The organism is Marinobacter sp. 1-4A, from assembly GCF_016597725.1.
Lineage (GTDB): Bacteria > Pseudomonadota > Gammaproteobacteria > Pseudomonadales > Oleiphilaceae > Marinobacter.
In genome coordinates this window covers 316,025-337,417 of the sequence record NZ_VCGY01000004.1, presented here as the reverse complement: position 1 = coordinate 337,417, position 21,393 = coordinate 316,025, and the positions used below count along the sequence as shown (strand labels likewise).

Genomic DNA, 21,393 nt, shown 5'->3' with positions numbered 1-21,393 from the left:
CTTGGGCAGAAATGCCTTTAAGTGGGGCCTTGATGCGGGAATTGTGACAAAGTTGGCAGTGGTTTATTAAAGAACGATGGATTCCACATCTTCAAAGGCAGCCTGATGACCGTTATTCTGGCACTTCATACACTGTTGGTTCTTACCTTCACCATCCGGATTCTGCTCCGCGATGATCTGTCGCCTCCGGGGCGGCTTGCCTGGTTTGTGGTGCTCAATCTTTTACCTTACTTCGGCAGCGTCATTTATTTTCTGTTTGGCGAAACAGATATTGGAAACCGGGCGAGTAAGCGGCACAAAGAGGTGTTCGAAGAAATACGGGCCAAAGCATCTTGGTTTATGGGGAATGCGACCAATACAGAAAAACTGATTGAGCCGGTTTACCAACCCGCCTTCCGCTATGCCGGTTCCATCAATGGTTTCCACCCGTCGACGGGCAACACGGCAGAGTTAATGAGCGACGGTGCCGAAACACTTGCCCGGATGGTCGCAGATATTGATGCGGCAACCGATCACGTACATGTTTTGTATTACATCTGGTTGAACGACAACACAGGACACGCTATTGCCGAAGCGCTGATTCGTGCGGCCCGAAGAGGCGTTACTTGCCGGGCCATGGCTGATGGTCTCGGGTCTCGCGGGATGATTAAGTCCGCTCTTTGGCAGCGGATGAAAGAGGCGGGGGTTCGCATGGCTGTTGCACTCTCGCTTAAGCATCCTATTCGCACCATTCTGACGAGCCGGCTGGACCTCCGGAATCATCGCAAGATCACGGTGATCGATGCGCGCATTACCTATTGTGGCAGCCGAAACTCTGCAGATCCGGAATTTTTGGTGAAAGCCAAGTACGCTCCCTGGGTGGATATCATGCTTCGGTTTACGGGGCCGGTGGTGGTCCAGAATCAACTGCTGTTTGCCAGTGATTGGATGCAGGCAACCAACGAATCGTTAGATGGCATTCCGCTATCCTCGGGGCGGAGGAAAGGCGGTTTTCCGGCTCAAGTTATGGGCGTTGGGCCAACAGAACGCCATGGCGCTACGCCACATCTTTTTGCCAATCTATTTGCCTGCGCCCAAAGTGAGCTGACACTTTCTACTCCTTACTTTGTTCCCGACGCGACTGTTCTTGAAGCCCTGTGCGCAGCAGCCTACCGGGGTGTAAAGGTTGCGTTGATATTTCCGAAGGTAAACGATAGCTGGATTGTGGCTGCTGCCAGTCGCAGCTATTATCACCGGCTGCTCGATGCAGGTTGCATCATTCATGAATTCAAAGGAGGGCTTCTGCATGCAAAAACCCTCACTATTGACGGCAAAATCAGTTTGATCGGATCTTCCAATCTCGATTTGCGAAGTTTTGATCTGAACTATGAGAATAATATTCTCCTGCAAGATGAGGCCACAACTCAAGCCATTGCGGAGCGCCAACAGAGCTATATCAATCGGTCTGAAGTAGTGACCTTGCCCAGCGTACTTGCATGGCATTACCACGAACGAATATGGCACAACGTTATCGCAACCATCGGTCCGGTTTTGTGAGCAGGTGGTGTTAGCGGCACGGTGGAAAAACACGATGCGAATAGGATTGATAGGGCAAGGCGCGCTTCTGGGCTTGTGCTGCCTAGCGGCAAGTAACAGTTACGCCAGCCTTCCGGATACCAGAACCCCCATAAATGATGTGCCGGAAGGCACGGTAGGTCTTGGGGCAGCACTACGCAGAGGAACAAGCCCTTACGTTGGCGTCGACAACATTTCTGGTTTGTTGAACGATAATAAAACAGATCTAATACCGCTCTATCTCTATGAAGGCAAATGGCTATTTGCCCATGGAACATCGGCTGGCGCGCACCTTTTGAAGCAGGAGTGGCTATCCGTTGATCTATTAGCGAAATACCGTTTCAACCGCTTTGAATCAGACGCTGCTCCTTATTTCAACGGTGTGCGTGATCGGGATCAGACGGTTGATGTGGGCCTCTCAGCGACGGTGTTTACCGACTGGGGTTCGCTTTCTACAACTTGGGTTAATGACGTTTTAGGCGCTCACAATGGGCATGAGTGGGACTTCACCTACTCCTATGATTGGACGCCAGGGCGTTGGTCTGTGTCGCCCTTTATCAGTTACGTATACCAGCACAGTGATCTTACAGACTACTATTACGGCGTCGATCCGAGCGAGGCGTTGCCTGAGAGGCCTTTTTACCAGCCAGATTCTGCTGTTTTCTGGCGTGCTGGCATTAATACCTCTTATCGGGCAACACCGCACCTGTTGCTGTTTTCAAACATTGCGTCGCAACATGTCGATAGTGAGATCTTCAACAGCCCGCTAGTGGATGAATCTCAGCTTACGTCCGCTACATTCGGTTTTGCCTACTTGTTTGGAAATGCTCTGGATGATTCAACCAAACGGCCTGACTCGGGTCGTTTCGGAGAGTGGTCGTGGCGGGTGAATGCTGGCTATCAAGCAGAAGGGCCATTCACTCGCACACTCACTGGCACCCTGAAGCGCAGTGAGGATGTTCACGCTTACATGACCGGTTTAACGCTGGGAAAGCTGATTTCTGATGGCGAATACATAGACTACTGGGGGAGGGTGTCGCTTAACCGGCGCTTAGAGAATGGTAATCAGAGTGATTTTGGTGAATACAATGCCTACGTGATGGCCATGACGACTGGTCGCTCTCCATGGACATCCGAAGAGTGGCTTCGTTTTGGTATTGGTTTTGGATTCTCTTATGCCTCGGAAGTGCCTTACGTTGAGCAGGTGAAACAAGCTAAGCGTGAGCAAAACACCTCGCACTTTCTCAATTACTTGGAGGGGCAATTCGATGTGCCGCTGCGGCTGATGTTCGAAAACAAGGCCGTGCGAAACTGCTATGTGGGTATTTCGTTGTTGCACCGGTCCGGTATTTTTGCAAAGTCGGATATTCTCAGTAATGTTTCCGGTGGCTCTGATATGGTGTCTGGCCACATAGAGTGCAAACGTTAAGTGGCTTAGTCTGGTGGGACACTAGCAGGTTGGCATCGTTTGCAGTGCGAGCTTGCGGCGAATGTATCGTCCGAGTGCATCAACACCAATGTTGAGCAGGGCGGTTACCAAGATCAACACCATAGCGCGGTCAAATCGGATGTTCTGTATGGCGCTGTCTACATAAAACCCAAGCGTATAGATGCCTAAAATCCCCAAAATCGCGGTTTCACGCATGATGATTTCCCAGCGATAGAATAAAAACGCGAGAAACGAGCGGTACACCCGGGGCACAAGTTCCCAACTGTAGCGATTAAACCCTGTTATGGCGTCGGCACGAAGCTTGATGGAGTTGGTCTGTCGACCAATCAGGTGCCCGATAATACCGCCATTATGCAATGCCAGAGCTACAACAGCCGGTAGCATGGATGGCCCCCAGAGCTGTAACAGGATATACGCCAGAATGTATTCCGGCGTAGAGCGCGCAATAACCAATGCGACATGCCCTGCATTACGCCTTATTGGCCCGCCAAAGTGATTGGAAATCAACGGGAATGCCAAGAGCGATATGATTCCGGTTGCCACAAGCGCGATTTGGGTAAGCACGATAGTGTGCCAGATGCCCGGCATGGCTTCATTAACCATCAAGTCGCTCAACCACGGTGTTAAGCCTGCAAGACCCTCTCCATTGCGCAGTGGAGCCGGAACTATGTCTTCAGTAAAAAACCGCTGCAAATTGCCCCAAACAATGGGTAAGCCTTCCCCAAGAAAGAACGGCGCTCCGAGAATGTAAACAGGAAGAAGTTTGGGGCGCACCCAAAGAGGCATGGTGGCGATTAACACATAAAACAGAATCAGCATGGCACCCGCGTCGGAGTAAAGCCCCTGAGAGAAGGACGCCTCCAAGTAGAAACCCAGTGTTGGCAGACCAACGAACCCGAGAATCGCGCTAGAGCGTAAGCCGCATTCAAGCCGATACGCGGTGTAAGTGCGCATCTTCACCCAGCAGTCGGGGATGCGGGTATAGAGAAATGCGGTAATATTCCCGGTGCCGGGTGGTAGTACACGACCGGGTTCCGGGTCAGCTTCTTCCAGAATTTCTGAATACACTTTGGCAAAGATTCCCGCATAGGGAATTGCGATGGCCAGTACCCCGGTAAGCGGATGAAACCCAAAAAACTGCAGAAAAATCAGAGCCCAAAATAGCTCGTGAATCGCGCGGACAAATGCGCAAAACATCCGCACGGGCAAAGAGCGGTAAACCAAGGCCAATAGGAACCCGACAACACCCCCAAGCGCGACCCCAACGAACGCGAAGGCGACTGTTCTCAACAGTGCGGTCATCAGCCCTTCACTACTAAAAAAGTTGGGCGTTACGATTCCCAAAAAAAAATTGCCCAAATCCCGCCAGGGGTTGGATGCGGTGATGGCGATGTCTGCAAACAGCAGCCCGACCAAGGCGATGGCGAGGAAAATGAGGCTTGTACGAACCGTTGGAGAGGAGAGCATGGAACGGCTGTGTTACCTAGTAAAGAGACATAATGTCTGAAGAGGTGAGGCCTTCGCTGGGTTGATCCAGAGCGACTTGGCCATCCTGTATGCCAACAATTCTGGTGCAATAACTCAGCGCTAGCTCAACATCGTGTAGCGCGATGATACTGGTTGAAAAGCGATCCCGAAGAAGTGTCATAACCGAGTTAGCCATGGGTCCATCGAGTGCGGATACTGGCTCATCCGCCAAAAGCACCGCTGCGTTCCGGTATAGCGCCCGAGCAATGGCAACACGTTGCCGCTGCCCCCCGGAAAGCGAGGCTGTGGGTGTCCAGAGTTTTTCTTTCATTCCCAAAGACTGCAACAGTGCGGTTACTTCGGTTCGGTCCTTGGCGAATGGTCGTGCAAGCGTCACCGTGTTGTACCAAGTAGTATGCTTGTCCAACTGCCCCATAAATACGTTATGGAATACGGACAGGGCGTTCACCAAGCCTAAATCTTGCGGAACAAGGGATGAGTCTCGATTAACACGTTCGTGAATTAAGCGAATAAGAGTGGATTTTCCTGCGCCACTTTTACCCACTAAGGCGATTTTGTCGCCCGGGTTAACCTGCAGCGACAGCGGGCCAATAACCCGCTTGCCGCTGAATGAAGCCGTAAGGCCAGAGAGGTCGAAGCCTGACATCAATCGAGGATTCCAATCTCTTCTGCTGTTTTACGAATAGGCTCATAATCATCGTTGGAAGCGGGAATGAAACCTGAACGCGGGAAGCTTTCCAGAAGCTCTGGATTATCTAGATTAAGCAGGGCTTCCGTAACCCGCTGTTTGAAACCGTCACCAAAACGCTCGTTTACATCCCCACGGATGGTCCACTGATAGTCCGGATAGGCAGGTGTTTTCCAAATGACCTGAACGGCATCAGTATCAATGTTGCCATCGCCCAGTTCCTTTTCCCAAACCTGGAAGTTGAGGGCGCCTATATCATAGGTTCCAGCTTCAACCAAGCGCAGGGTGCGTGTGTGGTTACCGCTGAAGCCTACCCGGGAGAAAAAGTCTTCCGGCTTTGAATCAAAGGTATCGCGCACGTAAAACTCGGGCATCAGGCGACCAGAGGTGGAGCCTTTGGAGCCGAAAGTAAAGGTTTTGCCCTTGAGTTGGCTTTCCAGCTCAGTAAGCTTGTCCGCTGGCTTTATGCCGGTATTGATGTTGGCAATAAAATAGGTTTCGAAGGCCTTGTCTTCAACACCTTGAGCGATTGCTTCAGAGCCTGGAACCAGCCTGCGAGCCTGTACGCCGGAAAGCCCGCCAAACCAGGCTAACTGAACCTGATTATTGCGAAAAGCAGACACTGCAGCTGCGTAAGACTTCACTGGGATGTAGCGAACATCTACATCGAGTTGCTCGGAGAGGTAATCGGCGACACCACGAAAACGTTCAACAAGTTTGGTTTCGTCTTCATCCGGGATTGCTGTGAATACAAATGTCTCCGCCGATGCAGCTGCAGCGGTGGCAAACAAGAAACTAGAAAGCACCAACTTCCGTATAAAATTCAAAGCCATTTGAAATCCTTGATTGTTTTGTGTGATTGATAGAGCGTATATGCAGGATACTCTGATTCGTTGAAACCCTGAACAGCTATACGAATTACGGGTTTAAATAGGTCATATGTCCGGACACTATTCTTTATGAACGCCTACAAGTCTAACAAAATTCCATTACGGCCCTGAACGGGGCAATTTATACCGAAGAGGTCTATGGATATCATCGTTCTCACGCCCGCTAGCCCGGGCTCGAAGGCTGGCAACAGGGCAACCGCGGAGCGCTGGCAGGTGTTGCTGGAGCAGTTGGGGCACAGGGTATCTGTTGTTACGGAATATAACGGAGAAGCCTGTGATCTTTTTCTTGCTTTGCATGCTTGGCGTAGTTACACCGCCGTGCGCCTGTTTCGGGAGATCTGGCCGGAAAAACCATTGGTGGTGGCTCTCACAGGAACGGATGTTTACCGGCACCAGCACGAATTCCCACAGCAAACCCTTTACTCCATGCAGGTCGCCGATGTATTGATTGGGCTGCACGATCAAGTGGGTGATGATATTCCGGAGAGCTTGCGAAGCAAGCTGATAACCCTTTTTCAGTCTGCTGAGAAGCCTGCTGGACTATCCTTGAGAGCGTCTGAGGAATCGGCATATTTTGATGTGTGTGTAATCGGCCATCTAAGAGAGGAAAAAGACACCCTGCGTGCAGCCATGGCGGCCAGGCTACTACCCGCCAATTCGCGCATTCGGGTCTCCTGTGCGGGCAAGCCCCACAATGAGCGATGGGCCATGCTAGCGAAGCAGGAGTTGCAGCAGAACCCACGGTTTAGGTGGCTCGGTGAACTGGAGAAAAGCGCTATCGCCCAGCTGATGGTCGATAGCGAGTTACTGGTGATGAGTTCTGTGATGGAAGGTGGGGCGAATGTCGTATCAGAAGCTTGTCGGGCTGGTTTGCCGATCATTGCGTCGAATATTTCGGGGAATGTCGGGCTTCTCGGCAGGAATTACAGGGGCTACTACCCGGTTGGAGACACTCAAGCCTTGGCCGACGTGCTGGAGCGTGCAGAGAGTGACCCAACGTTCGTGGAGGTATTGAGAGATCAGGTAAGCCAACTTGCTGTCAGGTTCACACCGGAAAAAGAGAGGAAATCTCTGGAGCAGGCGCTTTCACTCGCACTGCGACACAGCCCCAGAAATATCCTTTAAGCTCAATCCCGTAACGTAATTGGCTCGATCGGCCCACTTTCTTCCTGAGGTGTTACCCGACCAATAATGGCAGTGTGCGGGTAACCGAGTGCCTTGAGGGCTTGCACACAGTCTTCCGCCTTCTCTGCCGCAACACTGGCTAGCAAGCCACCAGCAGTTTGTGGATCAAAAATTAGCGGGTAACGCGGGTGTTTCACCCACTTCTCCTGATCTCGAATACCACGGCGCAGGCGTATGTTGGCGGGTTGCAAGGAGCTTAGAATGCCCGCCGCTGCGGTTTCTTCGGCGCCTGGCAAAATAGGAATCGCAGAGAGGTTCAATTCCGCATCAACACCGGATGGCCGAGTCATTTCAACCAGATGGCCTAACAGACCAAAACCCGTTACGTCTGTGCAGGCTTTAGAGCCGAAACCGCGAAGGCAGTCGGCAGCGGCCTTGTTAGACTGCACCATAGAAGCGAGGGCAGAGTCGATCCAACGGCCTTTGGCGGCCAGTCGGGCGTGAGCTGCGAACAGGGTGCCGGTTCCAATTGGCTTGGTGAGAATAAGGACATCACCGGCTCGTAAGCCACCTTTACTCATCACCTCCTCAGGGTTGATGAGGCCATTAACCGCAAAACCTAACGCAAGCTCGCGGCCTTCACCGGTATGGCCGCCAACGAGTGCACAACCGGCCTCATTTAATACATCCACAGCACCAGACATCATCTGGAACACCACGTCTTCCACCTTGGACTCAATACCATAGGGCACGGTAGCAACTGCAGTCGCACTTTGAGCTTCGGCGCCCATAGCAAACACATCGCCTAAGGCGTGGTTAGCGGCAACGCGACCAAACGTGTAAGGGTCATCAATAAATGCCCGGAAAAAATCAACGGTGTGCACTACCGCCATTCCCGGCGGAACCCGTAGAACAGCTGCATCGTCTGGCGCGTGTAGGCCAATCAGAATGTCGTCTCGCTCTATGGGCCGAAGTTCACCCAGCGCCCGTGATAGGACTGTGCTGCCAACCTTGGCGCCGCAGCCTCCGCACCGCATAGCGACCGCAGAAATAGCCTGAGAGGCTTCCTCCGGGTTCTGCGCCGCAGCGGTATCGGGTAGGCTGGAGGCCTCTTCCATGGGGGGCAGGTCGGTGAACTTATTCATAAACCGACGATCGATCCAGTCTTTCCAACGCCACACCAGCGCACCTTCAAGCTGAGTGTCACCGCGAGAGGCGACGGCATACTTATCACCGGTGCTGATAAGCGCAAGCCATTTTTTCTGGGGATGAAAATCCTTCGGTGCCTTACCAAGTGCCAAGCGTTTGAGATTGTCCGCCAAAGGCGGCCCCTGGCGGACAGCAAATACACCGGCCTTTTCCCGGGGATGATTGACAACATTTGCAATGTCGCCAGCAGCAAAAATGTTGTCGTCGTTTTCTACCTGCAGGGTATCGCGGACCCTTAAAAAGAGGCCGTCATCGAGCGCTAGGCCCGTTTCTTTCAGCCAAGACGGCCCGCCAGCGCGGGTTACCCAGAGAACTTCGTCGGTTTGAAGGGTTTCGCCAGAGGCGGTGCGTAACAAACCTTCGCTGACTTTTTCGACTGGGGAGCCGAGGTGAAGCTTTACGCCCCGTTCAGAGAGTGTTTTTCGAAAAACTTCACGCACTTTCCCATTGTGGGTAGGGAGGATTTCGTTTGCAGCATCAAACAAATGAAAGTGCAATTGATCAGAATCTTGACCTCGCTGCTCCAACTCGTTTTTAAGCCGGTACTGCATAGCCAGAGTAAGCTCAACACCGCCAGCACCTGCACCGACAACACCAATAGTAAGCGGCCCTTCGTGGCTTTCAATGCGCGAGAGCAGAGCAAGCCATCGGTTGTTGAAACCGGTAATCGGCTTCACAGGTACTGCGTATTCAGCAGCACCTTCCACTTCATTTACTCTGGGGGATGAGCCGATGTTGATGGATAGTATGTCGTAAGGCACATCCGGCCGACCTTTACAGATTACCCGTTTGTTAGTGCGATCAATGCCTATGGCTTCTGCACGATAGAACCGCGCTCCAGCAAACTCTGCCAGACGGCTCAGATCAATGTGCACATCGTCGTAACTGTAATGTCCAGCCACATAACCTGGCAGCATTCCGGAGTAGGGCGTGTGAGTATCACGGCAGATAAGGGTCAGGCGCACGCCGGGTACTGGTTTCATTGCAAACCGCTTTAGTACACCGACGTGGCTGTGCCCACCGCCAATCAGGACTATGTCCCGTAAAACAGGCTGGTCAGGCGTTCGCATCAGTTGATTTTCTTGGCTTCAGCTGTGAGTTGATCAAAGCCTTTGATGCTGGAGAAAGCGCTCAATTTTTCTTGATCCGCTTCGGATGGGTTGGCTATTTGATCGATGGATGTAATCCCGGCTTCTTTCATTTTTTTAGCTGTTGCGGGCCCAATGCCTTTTACCAAGGTAAGGTCGCTTTTGTCGGTCGGTTTCTTTTCTTTCTTGGAGGTGGCCGGTTTTTTTGCGGCAAGCTTTGCAGCGGCGGCTTTTTGGGGAGCAGCCTTCTTAGTCGCAGGCTTCTTGCTAGCTGCAGGCTTTTTCTTGAGCTCTTTTTTGCTCTCTTTTTCGGCTTTCTTAATGTCTTCTTTGGAGGCAACCCCCAGCCGCTCAAGAATGTTGGATTGCAGCTCGTGGAACTCATCCAAACGACGTTCAAATTCGTCGTTGAAACGTCTTAATTCGCGCTCGCGAAGTTCATCAACTTCCTTCAGCAGCTTACGCACAGGGTCCTGAACTTGCTGTTGCAGGCTATCGAAGTGCTTCATTGCATCGCTGATTAAAGCTTCAATCTGAGCGGACGTTTTCTCAAATTCCTTGTTGACCTTCTTAACGATTTTATCAACGCTCGATTTGGCATTTTTTGCCATGGGTATGTCTCCTTGCAGACAGGTAGAACGGATAATAATCAGGCCATATGCCGCATGTTGGGCATGGAACCTGAGGAACGTCGTGATTTCAACGACTGCTTTTTGGAAAGCACCTCTCTGATACGGCGCAACTTTTCTTCAAGAGCGGTGTCACCGTCAGCCTTTAGATCCGAAAAATCAATGGAGTAAAAGAAGTTACTGCAGTGCTTTCTGCGTTCGGTAACCAACCCTGATATGTTCTCTGCGCGGATTTTGTCAAACGGCATATCCATAACCAGATCGAGCATAATGGTATCGCCGGGATTGAACATTTTATCCGTCTTCATAACGCAACCATAAGCGTCCAACGCAAACAACGCAGCTTCCACCCGTTCTTTGCGGAATAGGCTGTGCCGAATTGTGAAACGGACAACAAGATCGGGCAACGCTTCATTCATGAATACTGAGTCTCTACAGAGGCTGGCTTTATATTGATTAAACAATAGACACTGGGCAAAGCTTTTGCAATGCCATCAGTGCTATACGATAAACCTTTGAGACCCTTGTTCAACACTTAACGGGTGATAATTTCATACATGTCAACTCTTCGGTCTTTTAGGTTGGTTACGGACCCCTCATTGCGAACCAATGTAAGTTTTTCCAGATCCATATCTGAAAACATTATCATCTCTGTATTCGGCGTTGTTTCTGCCATCACTGCATCGTGGGGGAAGGCAAAGTCAGACGGTGAGAACACTGACGATTGAGCGTATTGTACGTCCAGGTTCTCCACTTTGGGCAGGTTCCCGACGCTACCGGTGATCACAACATAGCACTCGTTTTCTATTGCCCGGGCCTGAGCGCAATGCCGAACCCGTAGATAGCCGTTTTTGGTATCTGTCCAGAAGGGCACACAGATGATGTCGACTTCTTTGGAGGCTGCAATTCGGCCCAACTCCGGAAATTCGATGTCATAGCAGATTAGAATCGCGACGCGCCCCGAATCTGTGTCGAACACTTCAAACTTGTTACCACCTTCTACAACCCAATCGCGACGTTCGTGGGGTGTAATGTGAATTTTACGTTGTTCGTCTACTCGGCCATCGCGATGGCAAAGGTAGGATACGTTGTAGACCCTGTCATTCTCCAACAGTGGCATAGAGCCGGTAACAATATTGATGTTGTAGCTTACCGCCATGTCAGACATGCGGTCCCGGAACTGTTGGGTAAAGCCGGCAAGAAAGCGAATGGCGCGGGTTTGATCGACTTGATCTGTTAGACCCATTAGCGGCGCATTGAAGAATTCCGGGAAAAGCGCAAAGTCGCTTTTGTAATCTGAAAGCGCGTCCACAAAGTACTCAACTTGCTCCAGCACTTCTTCGACCGAGGCAAATTCACGCATTTGCCATTGCACCGCTCCCATGCGAACCTGAGTCTTTTTCTCGTTCAATACAGAGGATGGCGGTGTGTATAGAATGTTCCGCCATTCCAGCAGAGTGGCATACCCCAGAGATTTCTCATCCTCTGGCAGGTATTTGTGCATCAAACGCGTAACTTTAAAATCATTGGACAGCTGAAAGCTCAGGATTGGATCGTAGATGTCTTTCCGATCAACCCGGTCAATGTATTCTGCAGGAGAGTACTGATCTGCATATTTGAAGTAGCCGGGAATGCGTCCACCCGCAAGAATAGCCCGCAGGTTGATCGAGCGGCACAGTTCTTTGCGTGCTTCATACAGGCGGCGACCTAGCCGGTATCCGCGGTAATCCGGATGAATGAAAACATCCAGCCCGTAGAGGGAATCACCTTTTGGATTGTGCCAAATCTGCTCATTGCGCAAAATCAGATCATCGTAGGTGTGCGGATTACTAAAGCGCTCGTACTTGACGGAGACCGTCAGTGCGACAGCAACCAGCTGACCGTTGTCCTCAATGCAGATCTGTCCATCCGGGAACTGTTCAACCAGCGCTTTTATGGTGTCTTTTGGCCAAGATCCGCCAATATCATCGTAAACACGATCCATGAGAACCTGAAGTTGTTTATAATCATCAAGTGTCAGGTTTCTAAGGTTTAAGTGCAGTTCTTCGTGAGCCATTCAGTTGAACTCCTGTATGGCGGTGGAATGAGATTGTGGGATAAGTTTATCAGAAGGAATTAAAGAGTTCGCACAGGTAGCCGTAAACCAATAAAACTAAGTCAGGAGTTAGCCGTGCACCTTACATTCGGTCAAAAACTGTTGGTCACCTTCAGTATTCTGCTCATCTTGGTGATGGCGGCCTTTACGATTTCGGGCAATCTGCGCCTTCAAAATACGTCCCAAACCTATGTGGATTCATTAATAGAAAACACTGCGGAACAGAATACGTCGAGTATTGCCGAATGGCTCAACACTCGCCTTGTAATGACGGAAGCAACGGCTAAAGCCCTTGAAACAAGTGCGAATGATGAGCAGGCACGTACTCTGCTGCAGGCAATTTCGACCGGAGGCGGCTTTAAGGACGTGTACGTGGGCCGTGCAGATGGGTATATGTTGATGAAAACTCAGGCTGATAGCGATACGCTGCCAGCTGATTACGATCCGCGTACCCGCCCCTGGTACAAGAAGGCTATGGATCTTGGCCGCTCTTCCCTTACTGACCCGTATTTAGATGCAGCCTCAGGCGAGTTCATAATTTCAACACTCGCCCCTGTAAAACAGGGATCCTATCAAGGCGTTGCCGGTGCAGATATTACGTTGAAAGCCATTGACGACATGCTGTCGGTGATTAATCTGGCTGGCACGGGTTATGCCGCGCTTATCAGTCATGAAGGCACAGTATTGTACCATCCGAACGAAGACCTGATCGGAAAGAATATCAGCTCCCTACTAGGTGAGTCTCCAAACCTGAAAGGCGCCGCACAAAGCTATGAGCAGGACGACACCCCATGGAGTGCAAGCTTTCATTCCATTAGTAATGCCCGTGGTGTTGACTGGTATTTGGGTACCTTCGTTAATGAAGATAAAATACACGCTCCGGTTCGCAGCGCTATGATGGCGGGAGCGATTATCGCCGTTATCGGCCTTTTGGTATCGCTGGTTGTTCTACACATTGGTATTCGCACGCTGATGGCCCCAGTTCGTCGGTTGAATGCGGCGATGGCGGATATTGGCTCGAACGATGCAGATCTAACGCAGCGTTTGGACGACAGTGCCCGTGACGAATTTGGGCAACTGGCCTCGAGCTTTAACCAGTTTGTAGAGAAAATCCACGAGGTGGTTCGCGAAGTACAGCAGGGTAGTAATGAGCTAGCCACTAACGTAGTCGCACTTAGGGATACCGCGAAAACCAGTCGCAGCAGCGTTGAGAGCCAGCAAACTGAAGTGGATATGGTTGCTGCTGCAATTAACGAAATGTCCGCTGCTGCAGGTGAAATTGCACAGAATGCCCAACAAACAGCTGACGCAGCAAATACCGCTGATGGCGACAGCCGAGCTTCGCTGGAAACCGTGTCGGCATCCAGAGATGCCGTGCAGAAGCTGTCTCACGAAGTCAGTGCGGCCACCGAAGTTATAGATGCGCTAGGCAGAGATGTTGCTTCTATTACGTCTGTTCTTGAAGTTATTCAAGGTATTGCCGAGCAGACAAACCTGCTGGCGCTGAACGCTGCTATCGAAGCTGCGCGGGCGGGGGATGCCGGTCGTGGCTTTGCAGTGGTTGCAGATGAGGTTCGAAATCTTGCCCAACGCACCCAGTCCAGCACAGAAGAAATCAATAACATGATTGAGCGCTTGCAGAAAGGCGCCAGTGACGCAGTAGACGTTATGAAAGCCTCAACGGCGGTGTCCAACGTCAGTATGGAAAAAGCACAAGATGCGATGGACTCCCTGAATCGAATTGCCGAAGCCATTACTGCCATTAGCCAGATGACCTCACAAATTGCGACCGCTTCGGAAGAGCAAACATCGGTTACTGAAGAACTGAACTCATCGATTACCCGCATTGCGGATCAGGGGCAAGAGGCTGCAGCGGCCGCTAGCGAAAACGATGTTTATAGCGGGCATATTGAGCAGATAGGTCAGACACTGAATGGAAACGTGTCTCGGTTCCGGGTGTAACTCGGGTTTAGCGACTAAGTAATTGGATGCGCCAGCGCAGATTATTCAGTGTTTGGCGCCCAATATTGTCTGACTCCTCGCTCAACAAAGGGTTTTCCAAAACAATGATTTTACGCTTATCCAAATTCAGGTTGGCAACTGCAGCTCCGTAGTACTGTTCAAGGAACACGCCAAAGCTACCATCACGAATGGCACGCTCCAAGCCCAGCTGCAAACGATGGGCGGTTACCTGATCATCTGGAGCAACGAACAGATAAGACGGCATTGGATAGGCCAACACAAGCCCGGGTTCTATGGTTAGTTCCGGGTCGTTTTCAAGTTTAAGGTCATTGGCAACCTCGCTCACACCTCTGGCAAAGCAGTCGAACCGGTGCTTTCTAAGCATTCCAAACAATATTTCGTATCGGGAGTGGGTGATCACCGGAATATCGTTCTCTTTGAGAATCGAGGTATCGGGCCAATGATCGCCTTGACCGATTCTTACACCTCTTTCTCGAAGGTCTGCAAGGGAGTGTATTTCATGAAACAGTGGAAGGCTTTCAGGCATGATGACGCACACGCGAAACCCAAGCAGGCCTCCGTCCACAGGTATAGGAACCGGGGTTAACAATTGTTCCCGCTCGGCAGTTGTCGCCACGTTGGCAATGTCCACCAACCGATGATTACCCCTACCAAGCTCGCGTAAGGCGCGACCTTGGCTCAGCTCATCGCTACGGAGTAGGCGGTAGTCCCCATACTCTGGTGTTTTCTCCAGTGCCAGCTCCACCAGAGCGTAGATCGCAGGGCTGTCATAATTTCGGTACCACAACACATAATCCTGAGCAGGAGGGGGTACCGAATTCGCAAAGGTTAGGGATTTTTCCGGTGCTACTACGGCTTCCCCAGCACTCTGAAACGAGTTGGCGTGAGCGAAGCTGCTCCATAGAAGAGCGCCAAGAAGTGTTAGAGAGAGACCTAAGGTAGCCATCCGATTGGGCCTCTCTCGGTCACCGATTAAACTGTTTACGTATGGCACCATCTGAGTCCTTTTGACGGCTTTTCGATTGACGGTTTGCCGAATCCGTTCTCACAGCCATTCATTAGTCACATCATTGTTATGACGATATTCAACATAGACACTGTAGATCAGAAAGTGGTGGGGGAACCGTGAATCTCTCAAAAATATTGTAAAAGAGTGTTGCGATCTACTCCGGACTTTATAATCATCCGCCTCAACCAAATTACAGGAGCGGAATAATGGCCTTTATTGACAGCATTATCGGGGCAACCGGACAATGGATTTCTACCACAGACCCAAAGGCAACTCTGGCGCAACCAGTGGAGTGGTTAAAGAAAACTGGGGGCTATGCGGCTGTTAACCGTCTTATCGGGCTTTCAATTCCTTTCGCGCCTAGAAATCGCTTTAGCGTAGAAGAAGTTCGCCCGGGTTATGTGCGAGCGCGCATTCAGCTTAAAGGGAATAAAAATCACTTTGGCAGCTTGTATGCTGGCGCCTATTTTTTGGTGGCGGAAATCCCGGGTGGGGTCTTAACCCTTTTTGACCTAGGCCCAGCTTACACACCGATTTTGAAGGAAATGACGCTTCAGTTTCTGCAGCCAGCCAATTCGGATGTCACCGTTGAATTTGAGCTGTCGCCAGAGGAGGTTGCTGGTATTCTTTCAGATGCAGACGCTACCGGTCGGGCAAAGTTCTCGCTGGAGGGGGTGTTAAGAGATATGGACGGCAATCACGTTGCGACATCCATCGCGCAATACCGTGTGCGAAAGAAAGGCTTTAAGCCCGAGGCTTAAAGCGAGGCTTCGGGCACTCCTCAAGCTTGATCAAGCTCAGCAATGGCGGCGAGGAAAATCTCACCGTATTTTTCAAGTTTGGCAGCACCCACACCGCTTACGCCCGCAAGCTCATCAAGGGTTTCGGGTTTACGTTCCAGCATGTCAAACAAGGTCGTGTCGTGGAAGATCACGTAGGGCGGCACACCTTGTTTTTCAGCAAGCTGCTTGCGACAAGCCCGCAACGCCTCCCAGCCCACATGGTCCGTAACCTGATCTTTCACTGCGTTGCCTGATCTACTACTTGAAGAGCGACTTGACGACGTCTTAATGACAGGGTCTTTGCGCAGTTCAACCTTGTGTTCGCCTTTTAACAGTGGCCGGCATTGTTCGGTGAGCTGCAAAGCCCCATAACCTTCGGGGTCGGCCCGCAGATAGCCGTTAGCCACCAATTGACGGAAGACCGACTTCCATTCGTTAGCGGAAAGCTCGGTTCCTATGCCATAGGTGGATACTTGATTATGTCCCAGCTGTTGAACACGCTCATTTACTGAACCGCGCAACACGTCAATCAGGTGCGTAACGCCAAAACGCTGGCCAGTGCGGAAAACACAAGACAAGGCTTTTTGCACGGCAACTGTGCCATCCCATGTTTCAGGTGGGTTGAGACAGGTGTCGCAGTTGCCACATGGCGCCTCTAACTCGTCTCCGAAGTAGTTCAGCAAAACTTGCCGTCGGCATTTGGTTACTTCACACAGGCCCAGCATGGCATCCAGCTTCTGCCGCTCGATACGCTTGAAGTGATCGTTACCCTGGGAGGCTTCCAGCATCTGCCTTAGTTTGATGACATCTTGAAGGCCATAAACCATCCATGCAGTTGAAGGCTTGCCGTCACGGCCTGCACGGCCCGTTTCCTGATAATAAGCCTCCAGACTTTTAGGTAGATCCAGATGCGCCACAAAGCGCACGTCGGGCTTATCAATGCCCATACCGAAGGCTATTGTGGCAACAATAATTACGCCGTCTTCCCGTAGAAAACGTTCCTGATTGCGAGCCCGGTCAGTTGCAGGAAGCCCGGCATGGTAGGGCAGAGCGGTATAACCTTTCTGCGCGAGCATCTTTGCCGTAGCATCCACTTTGTTTCGGGATAGGCAATAGACAATGCCGCAATGGGCTTCATGTTCTGCTTTAATAAAGTCTAGTAATTGTTTGTTTACGTTAGTTTTCGGTGCAATCCGGTACTGAATATTTGGACGATCAAAACCGCTGATAAAGTGTCGTGCGTTGGTGAGAGAGAGGCGTTCAGCGATCTCTTTGCGGGTGCGCTCATCGGCAGTTGCAGTGAGAGCGATCCGAGGAATCGACGGAAATTCGTTAGCCAATACCGCCAGTTGCAGATAGTCAGACCGGAAGTCGTGCCCCCATTGGGAGACGCAGTGGGCTTCATCAATGGCAAACAACGAGATAGAGGCATCGTGCAGCAGTTCGAGTGTGCGGGGCTGAATTAATCGCTCGGGGGCGCAATAGAGCAAATCCAGTTCGCCGGTGCTTAGTGCGTACTCCGTAGCGCGTGCTTGCTCAAAATCCATGGTGGAGTTCAGGAACGCAGCACGCACACCTAGCTCTCGTAGAGCTGCAACCTGATCCTGCATGAGAGCAATCAACGGTGAAACTACAATTGCGGTGCCCGGGCGAACAAGAGCCGGAACCTGATAACAGAGGGATTTACCACCGCCTGTGGGCATAAGTACGAGAGCATCGCCGCCAGAAACCACCTCATGGATGATTTCCCCCTGCAAAGGCCGGAAGGATTCGTAACCGAACACCTCGTGCAACACTTGTTCGGGGCTCTTGCCAGAGGTGGTAGGCCTCTCTGCAGAAAGCTGTTCAAAGTCCTGGTCGGGATACATAGAATAACCGGTCAATCGCGATGCTGGGTGAAATCAGGGAGTGGATCATACCAGATCCGAAGGCAGGAATGGCCGGGGAGGCCGTGTTTTGGGAGGCAAAACCAAGGGAAAGCCGATACAATATTGCGGTTTTAATTTAAGGACTCACGGCTCACTATATCCGTTACTCACATAAAAACAGGGCATACATGCAGGAATTTGACGCCATCCGTCCCTATTCGGACGAAGAAACCGGGCCGGCAATCAAGCGATTGGTCAACGATCAGGAATTTCTGGACATGGTCGGCCGCTTTAAGTCGCCTCTGCTGGCTCGTTGGGCTCCCGGCCCCTTGCGTTTTCTAACCCGTCGCTGGCTGAGTAATCGCTTTGGCCACTTCACCCAAGTGGATGACCTGCAGGCGGGCCTCTCGGGGTATATTGGCGAGCTGATCGAAAACACCACTACCCGTGTCACAACGAGCGGTATTGAGAACTTGGGCAAACAGGGTGCCTACCTGTTTATCTCAAACCACAGGGACATTGTGTTTGATCCCATGGTGGTTAATTACCTGTTATTCCACAACAATCTGCGCACCACCCGCATAGCCATTGGCGATAACTTGCTTGCCAACCGCGTGTTCGCTGAAATGATGCGGCTTAATAAGAGTTTTATCGTGCGCCGTGACATGACCAGCCCACGGGAAATGCGCGACGCATACCTTACGCTTTCCGGCTTTATCAATCACAGCATCGCTAACAACGAGAATATCTGGATTGCCCAGCGTGAGGGGCGAGCGAAAGATGGTCTGGACTATACAGACCCAGCGATCATAAAAATGTTTTACATGAGCTGCAAAAAAAGCGGTCTTAGCTTCGCCGAAGCCATGAACAAACTTCGCATCGTTCCAGTTTCTATTTCCTACGAGTATGACCCTTGCGATGCCGACAAAGCCCGTGAATTGGAAACCAAGGCCCGCTGCGGCAGTTATAAAAAAGCAGAAGGTGAAGACACAGAGCAAATAATGAAAGGCCTAACCGAGTTTAAAGGCCATGTTCACGTTCATTTTGGAGCACCTATTACCGATTCTCCGGAGAATGCCAAAGAGCTTGCCGGGCTGGTTGATAGCGAAATACACGCGAATTATCACTTGCACGCATCAAACCTTGTAGCCTATGAGGCACGAAGCTCGCATTCTGAGAATGCCACGAGCTTTGATGCCGCTCGCAGCTCAGTGGTTACTGCAGGGAATTGGACTGAAGAAGAGGTGGAAGCAGCTCGCGCGGAAATGGATAAGCGATTATCGGCTTGTGATCCTGCGATCCGCCCTTATCTATTGGACATGTATGCCAACCCGGTTCAAACCGCACTGGATGCAAACACTAAGCTAAACACACCGGGCTAATCCGGACAAAGACCCCTTTGAGATAAACGAGGTACTGCGTGCAGGATCTTCAGTATATTGAGCTGGAAACTCGAGCCAACCCGACAGCCGCCGTTATCTGGTTGCACGGCCTCGGCGCCAGTGGCCACGATTTTGAGCCCGTAGTGCCAGAACTTGGCCTGCCAGACGACGCGGCCGTGCGGTTTATATTTCCGCACGCACCCAACCTACCTGTCACTATCAATGGCGGTATGAGTATGCCCGCTTGGTATGACATCAAAGCCATGGATATTGACCGGGTTGTAGACACGGACCAGTTGATGGATTCGGCGCGCGCCGTGGGCAAGCTCATCGAGCGGGAAATTGAGAGGGGTATTCCATCTGAAAACATTGTGATTGCAGGGTTTTCGCAAGGTGGGGCGGTTGCCTATGAGTTAGGACTGGCCTATCCAAAACGCTTGGCGGGCATCTTGGCGCTTTCTACCTACTTTGCCACGGCAAAAACCGTGCAGCCTTCTGAGGCGAATGCGGGTATACCCATCAACATCTACCACGGAACATTCGATCCCATGGTTCCCGAGGCGCTTGGCGTGCGCAGTGTAGAAACCCTTAAAGAAATGGGCTACGAGCCGGCCTATATGACCTTCCCTATGGAGCACAGCGTTTGTTTGGAGGAAGTTCAGGACATCGGGCGTTTTATTCGCAAGCACGCTCTATAGATAGGCATTGAACAACTCACCGGCATTTTTAGCTTCGCCAGAATGCCGGTGAAAGTACAATCACTACGCTTAGAATTTCCAGTCGCCCCATTAGCATGCCAACCGCCAGAACCCACTTGGCGGGGTCGGGGAGGGGACCAAAGTTCCCCGCAGGGCCAATGATATCGCCAAGTCCCGGGCCTACGTTGGTGAGGGCCGTGAGCGCACCCGATAACGACGTTATAAAATCGAGTTGCATGGCCGCCAATGAAACGGTGATCAATAGAAGACACAGCAGAAAAATAAACGTGTAGGCGATCATCGATGCAATAATATCGTCGCTTACCGCGCGTCCGTTATAGTTACGGGTTAGCACAGCCCGTGGGTGCAGCAAGCGAATCATCTGTTCCCGAAGTACGATCAGCGAGAGCTGGAAGCGAAAAATCTTCATGCCCCCGGACGTTGACCCGGAACACCCGCCAATAAACATTAAAAAGAAAAACAGCACGAACGCCAGCGGCCCCCAAGCCGAGTAGTCCTCTGACGCATAGCCGGTTGTTGTCACCACTGAGGTAACGTTAAACAAGGTAGCCACATAGTTGTGCAGCGGGTCAAAAGGCACCGGCGACACCGACCAGCGGTACAGTGTGAGTAGCGCTGGCACCACCAGAAGTATGGTCAAAAACAGCCTGACTTGTTGGTCTCTGAACAGCACGCCGCGCTGCCCGTGAAGCTCCCGCACGAAAAGGAAGAACGGCAAGCTACCAATCATCATAAAGAAAGACGCTTCCATCAGTATCAAATCATTGAACTTACCCATGCTCAGATCCGATGTTGAAAAGCCGCCCGTGGCGATGCTGGTTAAGCCGTGATTGAATGCATCAAACAGCGTCATGCCTGAGAGCCAGTAAGTGACGACCGCTATGGTTGAAAAAATGATGTAAACGAAGAGTAGGCCGCGACTCAGTGTTTTCATTCTCGGTAGAGCTTTGTCTGTCCACTCTGACGACTCGGTAGCAAACAATCTCATCCCACCAACACGGAGAAACGGCAGAACGGCAACGAACATGCCGATTATCCCGATTCCGCCTATCCACTGCAGAATCGAGCGCCAGAGGAGGAGGTCTCTATCCATATTATCCAAACCACTGAATACCGTGGCACCTGTGGTGGTAATGCCTGAAGCACCCTCGAAGAATGCATCTGCAGCAGAAATACCGTCATCACTGAGATAAAAAGGTAGAGCGGAGAGTAGGGCAATGATGAACCAGGACGACACGGTAAGTACGAACATATACCGTGGTTTTAAATCTCGCGGCTTGCGATAAGTGGAGACTATGCCAAGCAGCCCGATACCCAATACGATAGCTGCTGACTCTACAAACGACAGCGCATTCGGTGCGTCTGAACCGAGCAATAGAAACACTGGCAGCGTCATGAATATGCTTAGCAGCACAAACATGAGGCTTACAATAA

17 protein-coding genes are annotated in these 21,393 nt (G+C 51.3%); 7 read left to right on the top strand and 10 right to left on the bottom strand.

Going from position 1 to position 21,393, the window contains the following annotated elements; genetic code table 11:
• Positions 1–105 precede the first annotated feature (105 nt).
• Positions 106–1,536 (top strand): cardiolipin synthase, encoded by a 1,431-nt coding sequence (gene cls, locus FE845_RS11305; RefSeq protein ID WP_200364595.1) that lies wholly within the window; start codon positions 106–108, stop codon positions 1,534–1,536.
• Between the two features lie 34 nt (positions 1,537–1,570).
• The gene (locus FE845_RS11300) at positions 1,571–2,983 is read left to right on the top strand and encodes a MipA/OmpV family protein (RefSeq protein ID WP_200364593.1); all 1,413 of its coding nucleotides are present in this window, start codon (positions 1,571–1,573) and stop codon (positions 2,981–2,983) included.
• A 21-nt stretch (positions 2,984–3,004) separates the two neighbouring features.
• Here FE845_RS11300 and FE845_RS11295 read toward each other — a convergent pair whose 3' ends face one another.
• The 3 genes from FE845_RS11295 to FE845_RS11285 are packed head-to-tail and all read right to left on the bottom strand — an operon-like array spanning position 3,005 to position 6,013.
• Positions 3,005–4,471, bottom strand: coding sequence for a PhnE/PtxC family ABC transporter permease (locus tag FE845_RS11295; protein WP_200364591.1), 1,467 nt, complete (start codon positions 4,469–4,471; stop codon positions 3,005–3,007).
• A gap of 16 nt (positions 4,472–4,487) precedes the next feature.
• Complete coding sequence (locus FE845_RS11290) at positions 4,488–5,138, bottom strand: phosphonate ABC transporter ATP-binding protein (RefSeq protein ID WP_200364589.1); 651 nt, start codon at positions 5,136–5,138, stop codon at positions 4,488–4,490.
• On the bottom strand, positions 5,138–6,013 hold the full coding sequence (locus FE845_RS11285; RefSeq protein WP_200364586.1) for a putative selenate ABC transporter substrate-binding protein: 876 nt from the start codon (positions 6,011–6,013) through the stop codon (positions 5,138–5,140). The genes FE845_RS11290 and FE845_RS11285 overlap by 1 nt, the downstream gene beginning before the upstream one ends.
• 195 nt (positions 6,014–6,208) lie before the next feature.
• Between FE845_RS11285 and senB the strand changes: the two genes are divergently transcribed.
• On the top strand, positions 6,209–7,195 hold the full coding sequence (gene senB / locus FE845_RS11280) for a selenoneine biosynthesis selenosugar synthase SenB (RefSeq protein WP_200364584.1): 987 nt from the start codon (positions 6,209–6,211) through the stop codon (positions 7,193–7,195).
• A 2-nt stretch (positions 7,196–7,197) separates the two neighbouring features.
• Here the strand turns inward: senB and selD are convergent, their stop codons facing one another.
• The 4 genes from selD to FE845_RS11260 all read right to left on the bottom strand — a co-directional run bounded on the left by selD (position 7,198) and on the right by FE845_RS11260 (position 12,177).
• Positions 7,198–9,474, bottom strand: a complete 2,277-nt coding sequence (gene selD, locus FE845_RS11275; RefSeq protein WP_200364582.1) for a selenide, water dikinase SelD — start codon at positions 9,472–9,474, stop codon at positions 7,198–7,200.
• Positions 9,474–10,103 carry a helix-hairpin-helix domain-containing protein gene (locus FE845_RS11270; protein WP_200364580.1) on the bottom strand — a complete coding sequence of 210 codons (630 nt, stop codon included), beginning with the start codon at positions 10,101–10,103 and terminating at the stop codon, positions 9,474–9,476. The genes selD and FE845_RS11270 overlap by 1 nt, the downstream gene beginning before the upstream one ends.
• A 38-nt stretch (positions 10,104–10,141) precedes the next feature.
• Positions 10,142–10,540 carry a hypothetical protein gene (locus FE845_RS11265; protein WP_200364578.1) on the bottom strand — a complete coding sequence of 133 codons (399 nt, stop codon included), beginning with the start codon at positions 10,538–10,540 and terminating at the stop codon, positions 10,142–10,144.
• A 116-nt stretch (positions 10,541–10,656) separates the two neighbouring features.
• Positions 10,657–12,177, bottom strand: coding sequence for a bifunctional GNAT family N-acetyltransferase/carbon-nitrogen hydrolase family protein (locus FE845_RS11260; RefSeq protein ID WP_200364575.1), 1,521 nt, complete (start codon positions 12,175–12,177; stop codon positions 10,657–10,659).
• Positions 12,178–12,291: 114 nt separating this feature from the next.
• Here FE845_RS11260 and FE845_RS11255 point away from each other — a divergent pair, with 114 nt between their 5' ends.
• Complete coding sequence (locus tag FE845_RS11255) at positions 12,292–14,178, top strand: methyl-accepting chemotaxis protein (protein WP_200364573.1); 1,887 nt, start codon at positions 12,292–12,294, stop codon at positions 14,176–14,178.
• A 7-nt stretch (positions 14,179–14,185) separates the two neighbouring features.
• Here the strand turns inward: FE845_RS11255 and FE845_RS11250 are convergent, their stop codons facing one another.
• Complete coding sequence (locus FE845_RS11250; RefSeq protein ID WP_200364571.1) at positions 14,186–15,145, bottom strand: ABC transporter substrate-binding protein; 960 nt, start codon at positions 15,143–15,145, stop codon at positions 14,186–14,188.
• Positions 15,146–15,414: 269 nt separating this feature from the next.
• On the opposite strand from FE845_RS11250, the gene FE845_RS11245 reads away from it, so the two are divergent.
• Positions 15,415–15,969: a DUF4442 domain-containing protein gene (locus tag FE845_RS11245; RefSeq protein ID WP_200364569.1), complete on the top strand. Its 555-nt coding sequence runs from the start codon at positions 15,415–15,417 to the stop codon at positions 15,967–15,969.
• Positions 15,970–15,989: 20 nt separating this feature from the next.
• Here the strand turns inward: FE845_RS11245 and recQ are convergent, their stop codons facing one another.
• Entirely contained in the window at positions 15,990–17,858 is a 1,869-nt protein-coding gene (gene recQ, locus FE845_RS11240; RefSeq protein WP_200364567.1) for a DNA helicase RecQ, read from the bottom strand.
• 188 nt (positions 17,859–18,046) lie between these two features.
• On the opposite strand from recQ, the gene FE845_RS11235 reads away from it, so the two are divergent.
• On the top strand, positions 18,047–19,240 hold the full coding sequence (locus FE845_RS11235; RefSeq protein WP_200364564.1) for a 1-acyl-sn-glycerol-3-phosphate acyltransferase: 1,194 nt from the start codon (positions 18,047–18,049) through the stop codon (positions 19,238–19,240).
• A gap of 38 nt (positions 19,241–19,278) precedes the next feature.
• Positions 19,279–19,938: an alpha/beta hydrolase gene (locus tag FE845_RS11230; RefSeq protein WP_200364562.1), complete on the top strand. Its 660-nt coding sequence runs from the start codon at positions 19,279–19,281 to the stop codon at positions 19,936–19,938.
• 28 nt (positions 19,939–19,966) lie between these two features.
• Here FE845_RS11230 and FE845_RS11225 read toward each other — a convergent pair whose 3' ends face one another.
• Entirely contained in the window at positions 19,967–21,379 is a 1,413-nt protein-coding gene (locus FE845_RS11225) for a TrkH family potassium uptake protein (protein WP_200364753.1), read from the bottom strand.
• Positions 21,380–21,393 lie beyond the last annotated feature (14 nt).

Excerpts from the sequence above, each read along its gene's own strand:
- cls (WP_200364595.1), top strand. The coding sequence starts at position 106 with ATGACCGTTATTCTGGCACTTCATACACTGTTGGTTCTTACCTTCACC.
- FE845_RS11300 (WP_200364593.1), top strand. The coding sequence starts at position 1,571 with ATGCGAATAGGATTGATAGGGCAAGGCGCGCTTCTGGGCTTGTGCTGC.
- FE845_RS11295 (WP_200364591.1), bottom strand. The coding sequence starts at position 4,471 with ATGCTCTCCTCTCCAACGGTTCGTACAAGCCTCATTTTCCTCGCCATC.
- FE845_RS11290 (WP_200364589.1), bottom strand. The coding sequence starts at position 5,138 with ATGTCAGGCTTCGACCTCTCTGGCCTTACGGCTTCATTCAGCGGCAAG.
- FE845_RS11285 (WP_200364586.1), bottom strand. The coding sequence starts at position 6,013 with ATGGCTTTGAATTTTATACGGAAGTTGGTGCTTTCTAGTTTCTTGTTT.
- senB (WP_200364584.1), top strand. The coding sequence starts at position 6,209 with ATGGATATCATCGTTCTCACGCCCGCTAGCCCGGGCTCGAAGGCTGGC.
- selD (WP_200364582.1), bottom strand. The coding sequence starts at position 9,474 with ATGCGAACGCCTGACCAGCCTGTTTTACGGGACATAGTCCTGATTGGC.
- FE845_RS11270 (WP_200364580.1), bottom strand. The coding sequence starts at position 10,103 with ATGGCAAAAAATGCCAAATCGAGCGTTGATAAAATCGTTAAGAAGGTC.
- FE845_RS11265 (WP_200364578.1), bottom strand. The coding sequence starts at position 10,540 with ATGAATGAAGCGTTGCCCGATCTTGTTGTCCGTTTCACAATTCGGCAC.
- FE845_RS11260 (WP_200364575.1), bottom strand. The coding sequence starts at position 12,177 with ATGGCTCACGAAGAACTGCACTTAAACCTTAGAAACCTGACACTTGAT.
- FE845_RS11250 (WP_200364571.1), bottom strand. The coding sequence starts at position 15,145 with ATGGCTACCTTAGGTCTCTCTCTAACACTTCTTGGCGCTCTTCTATGG.
- FE845_RS11245 (WP_200364569.1), top strand. The coding sequence starts at position 15,415 with ATGGCCTTTATTGACAGCATTATCGGGGCAACCGGACAATGGATTTCT.
- recQ (WP_200364567.1), bottom strand. The coding sequence starts at position 17,858 with ATGTATCCCGACCAGGACTTTGAACAGCTTTCTGCAGAGAGGCCTACC.
- FE845_RS11235 (WP_200364564.1), top strand. The coding sequence starts at position 18,047 with ATGCAGGAATTTGACGCCATCCGTCCCTATTCGGACGAAGAAACCGGG.
- FE845_RS11225 (WP_200364753.1), bottom strand. The coding sequence starts at position 21,379 with ATGTTTGTGCTGCTAAGCATATTCATGACGCTGCCAGTGTTTCTATTG.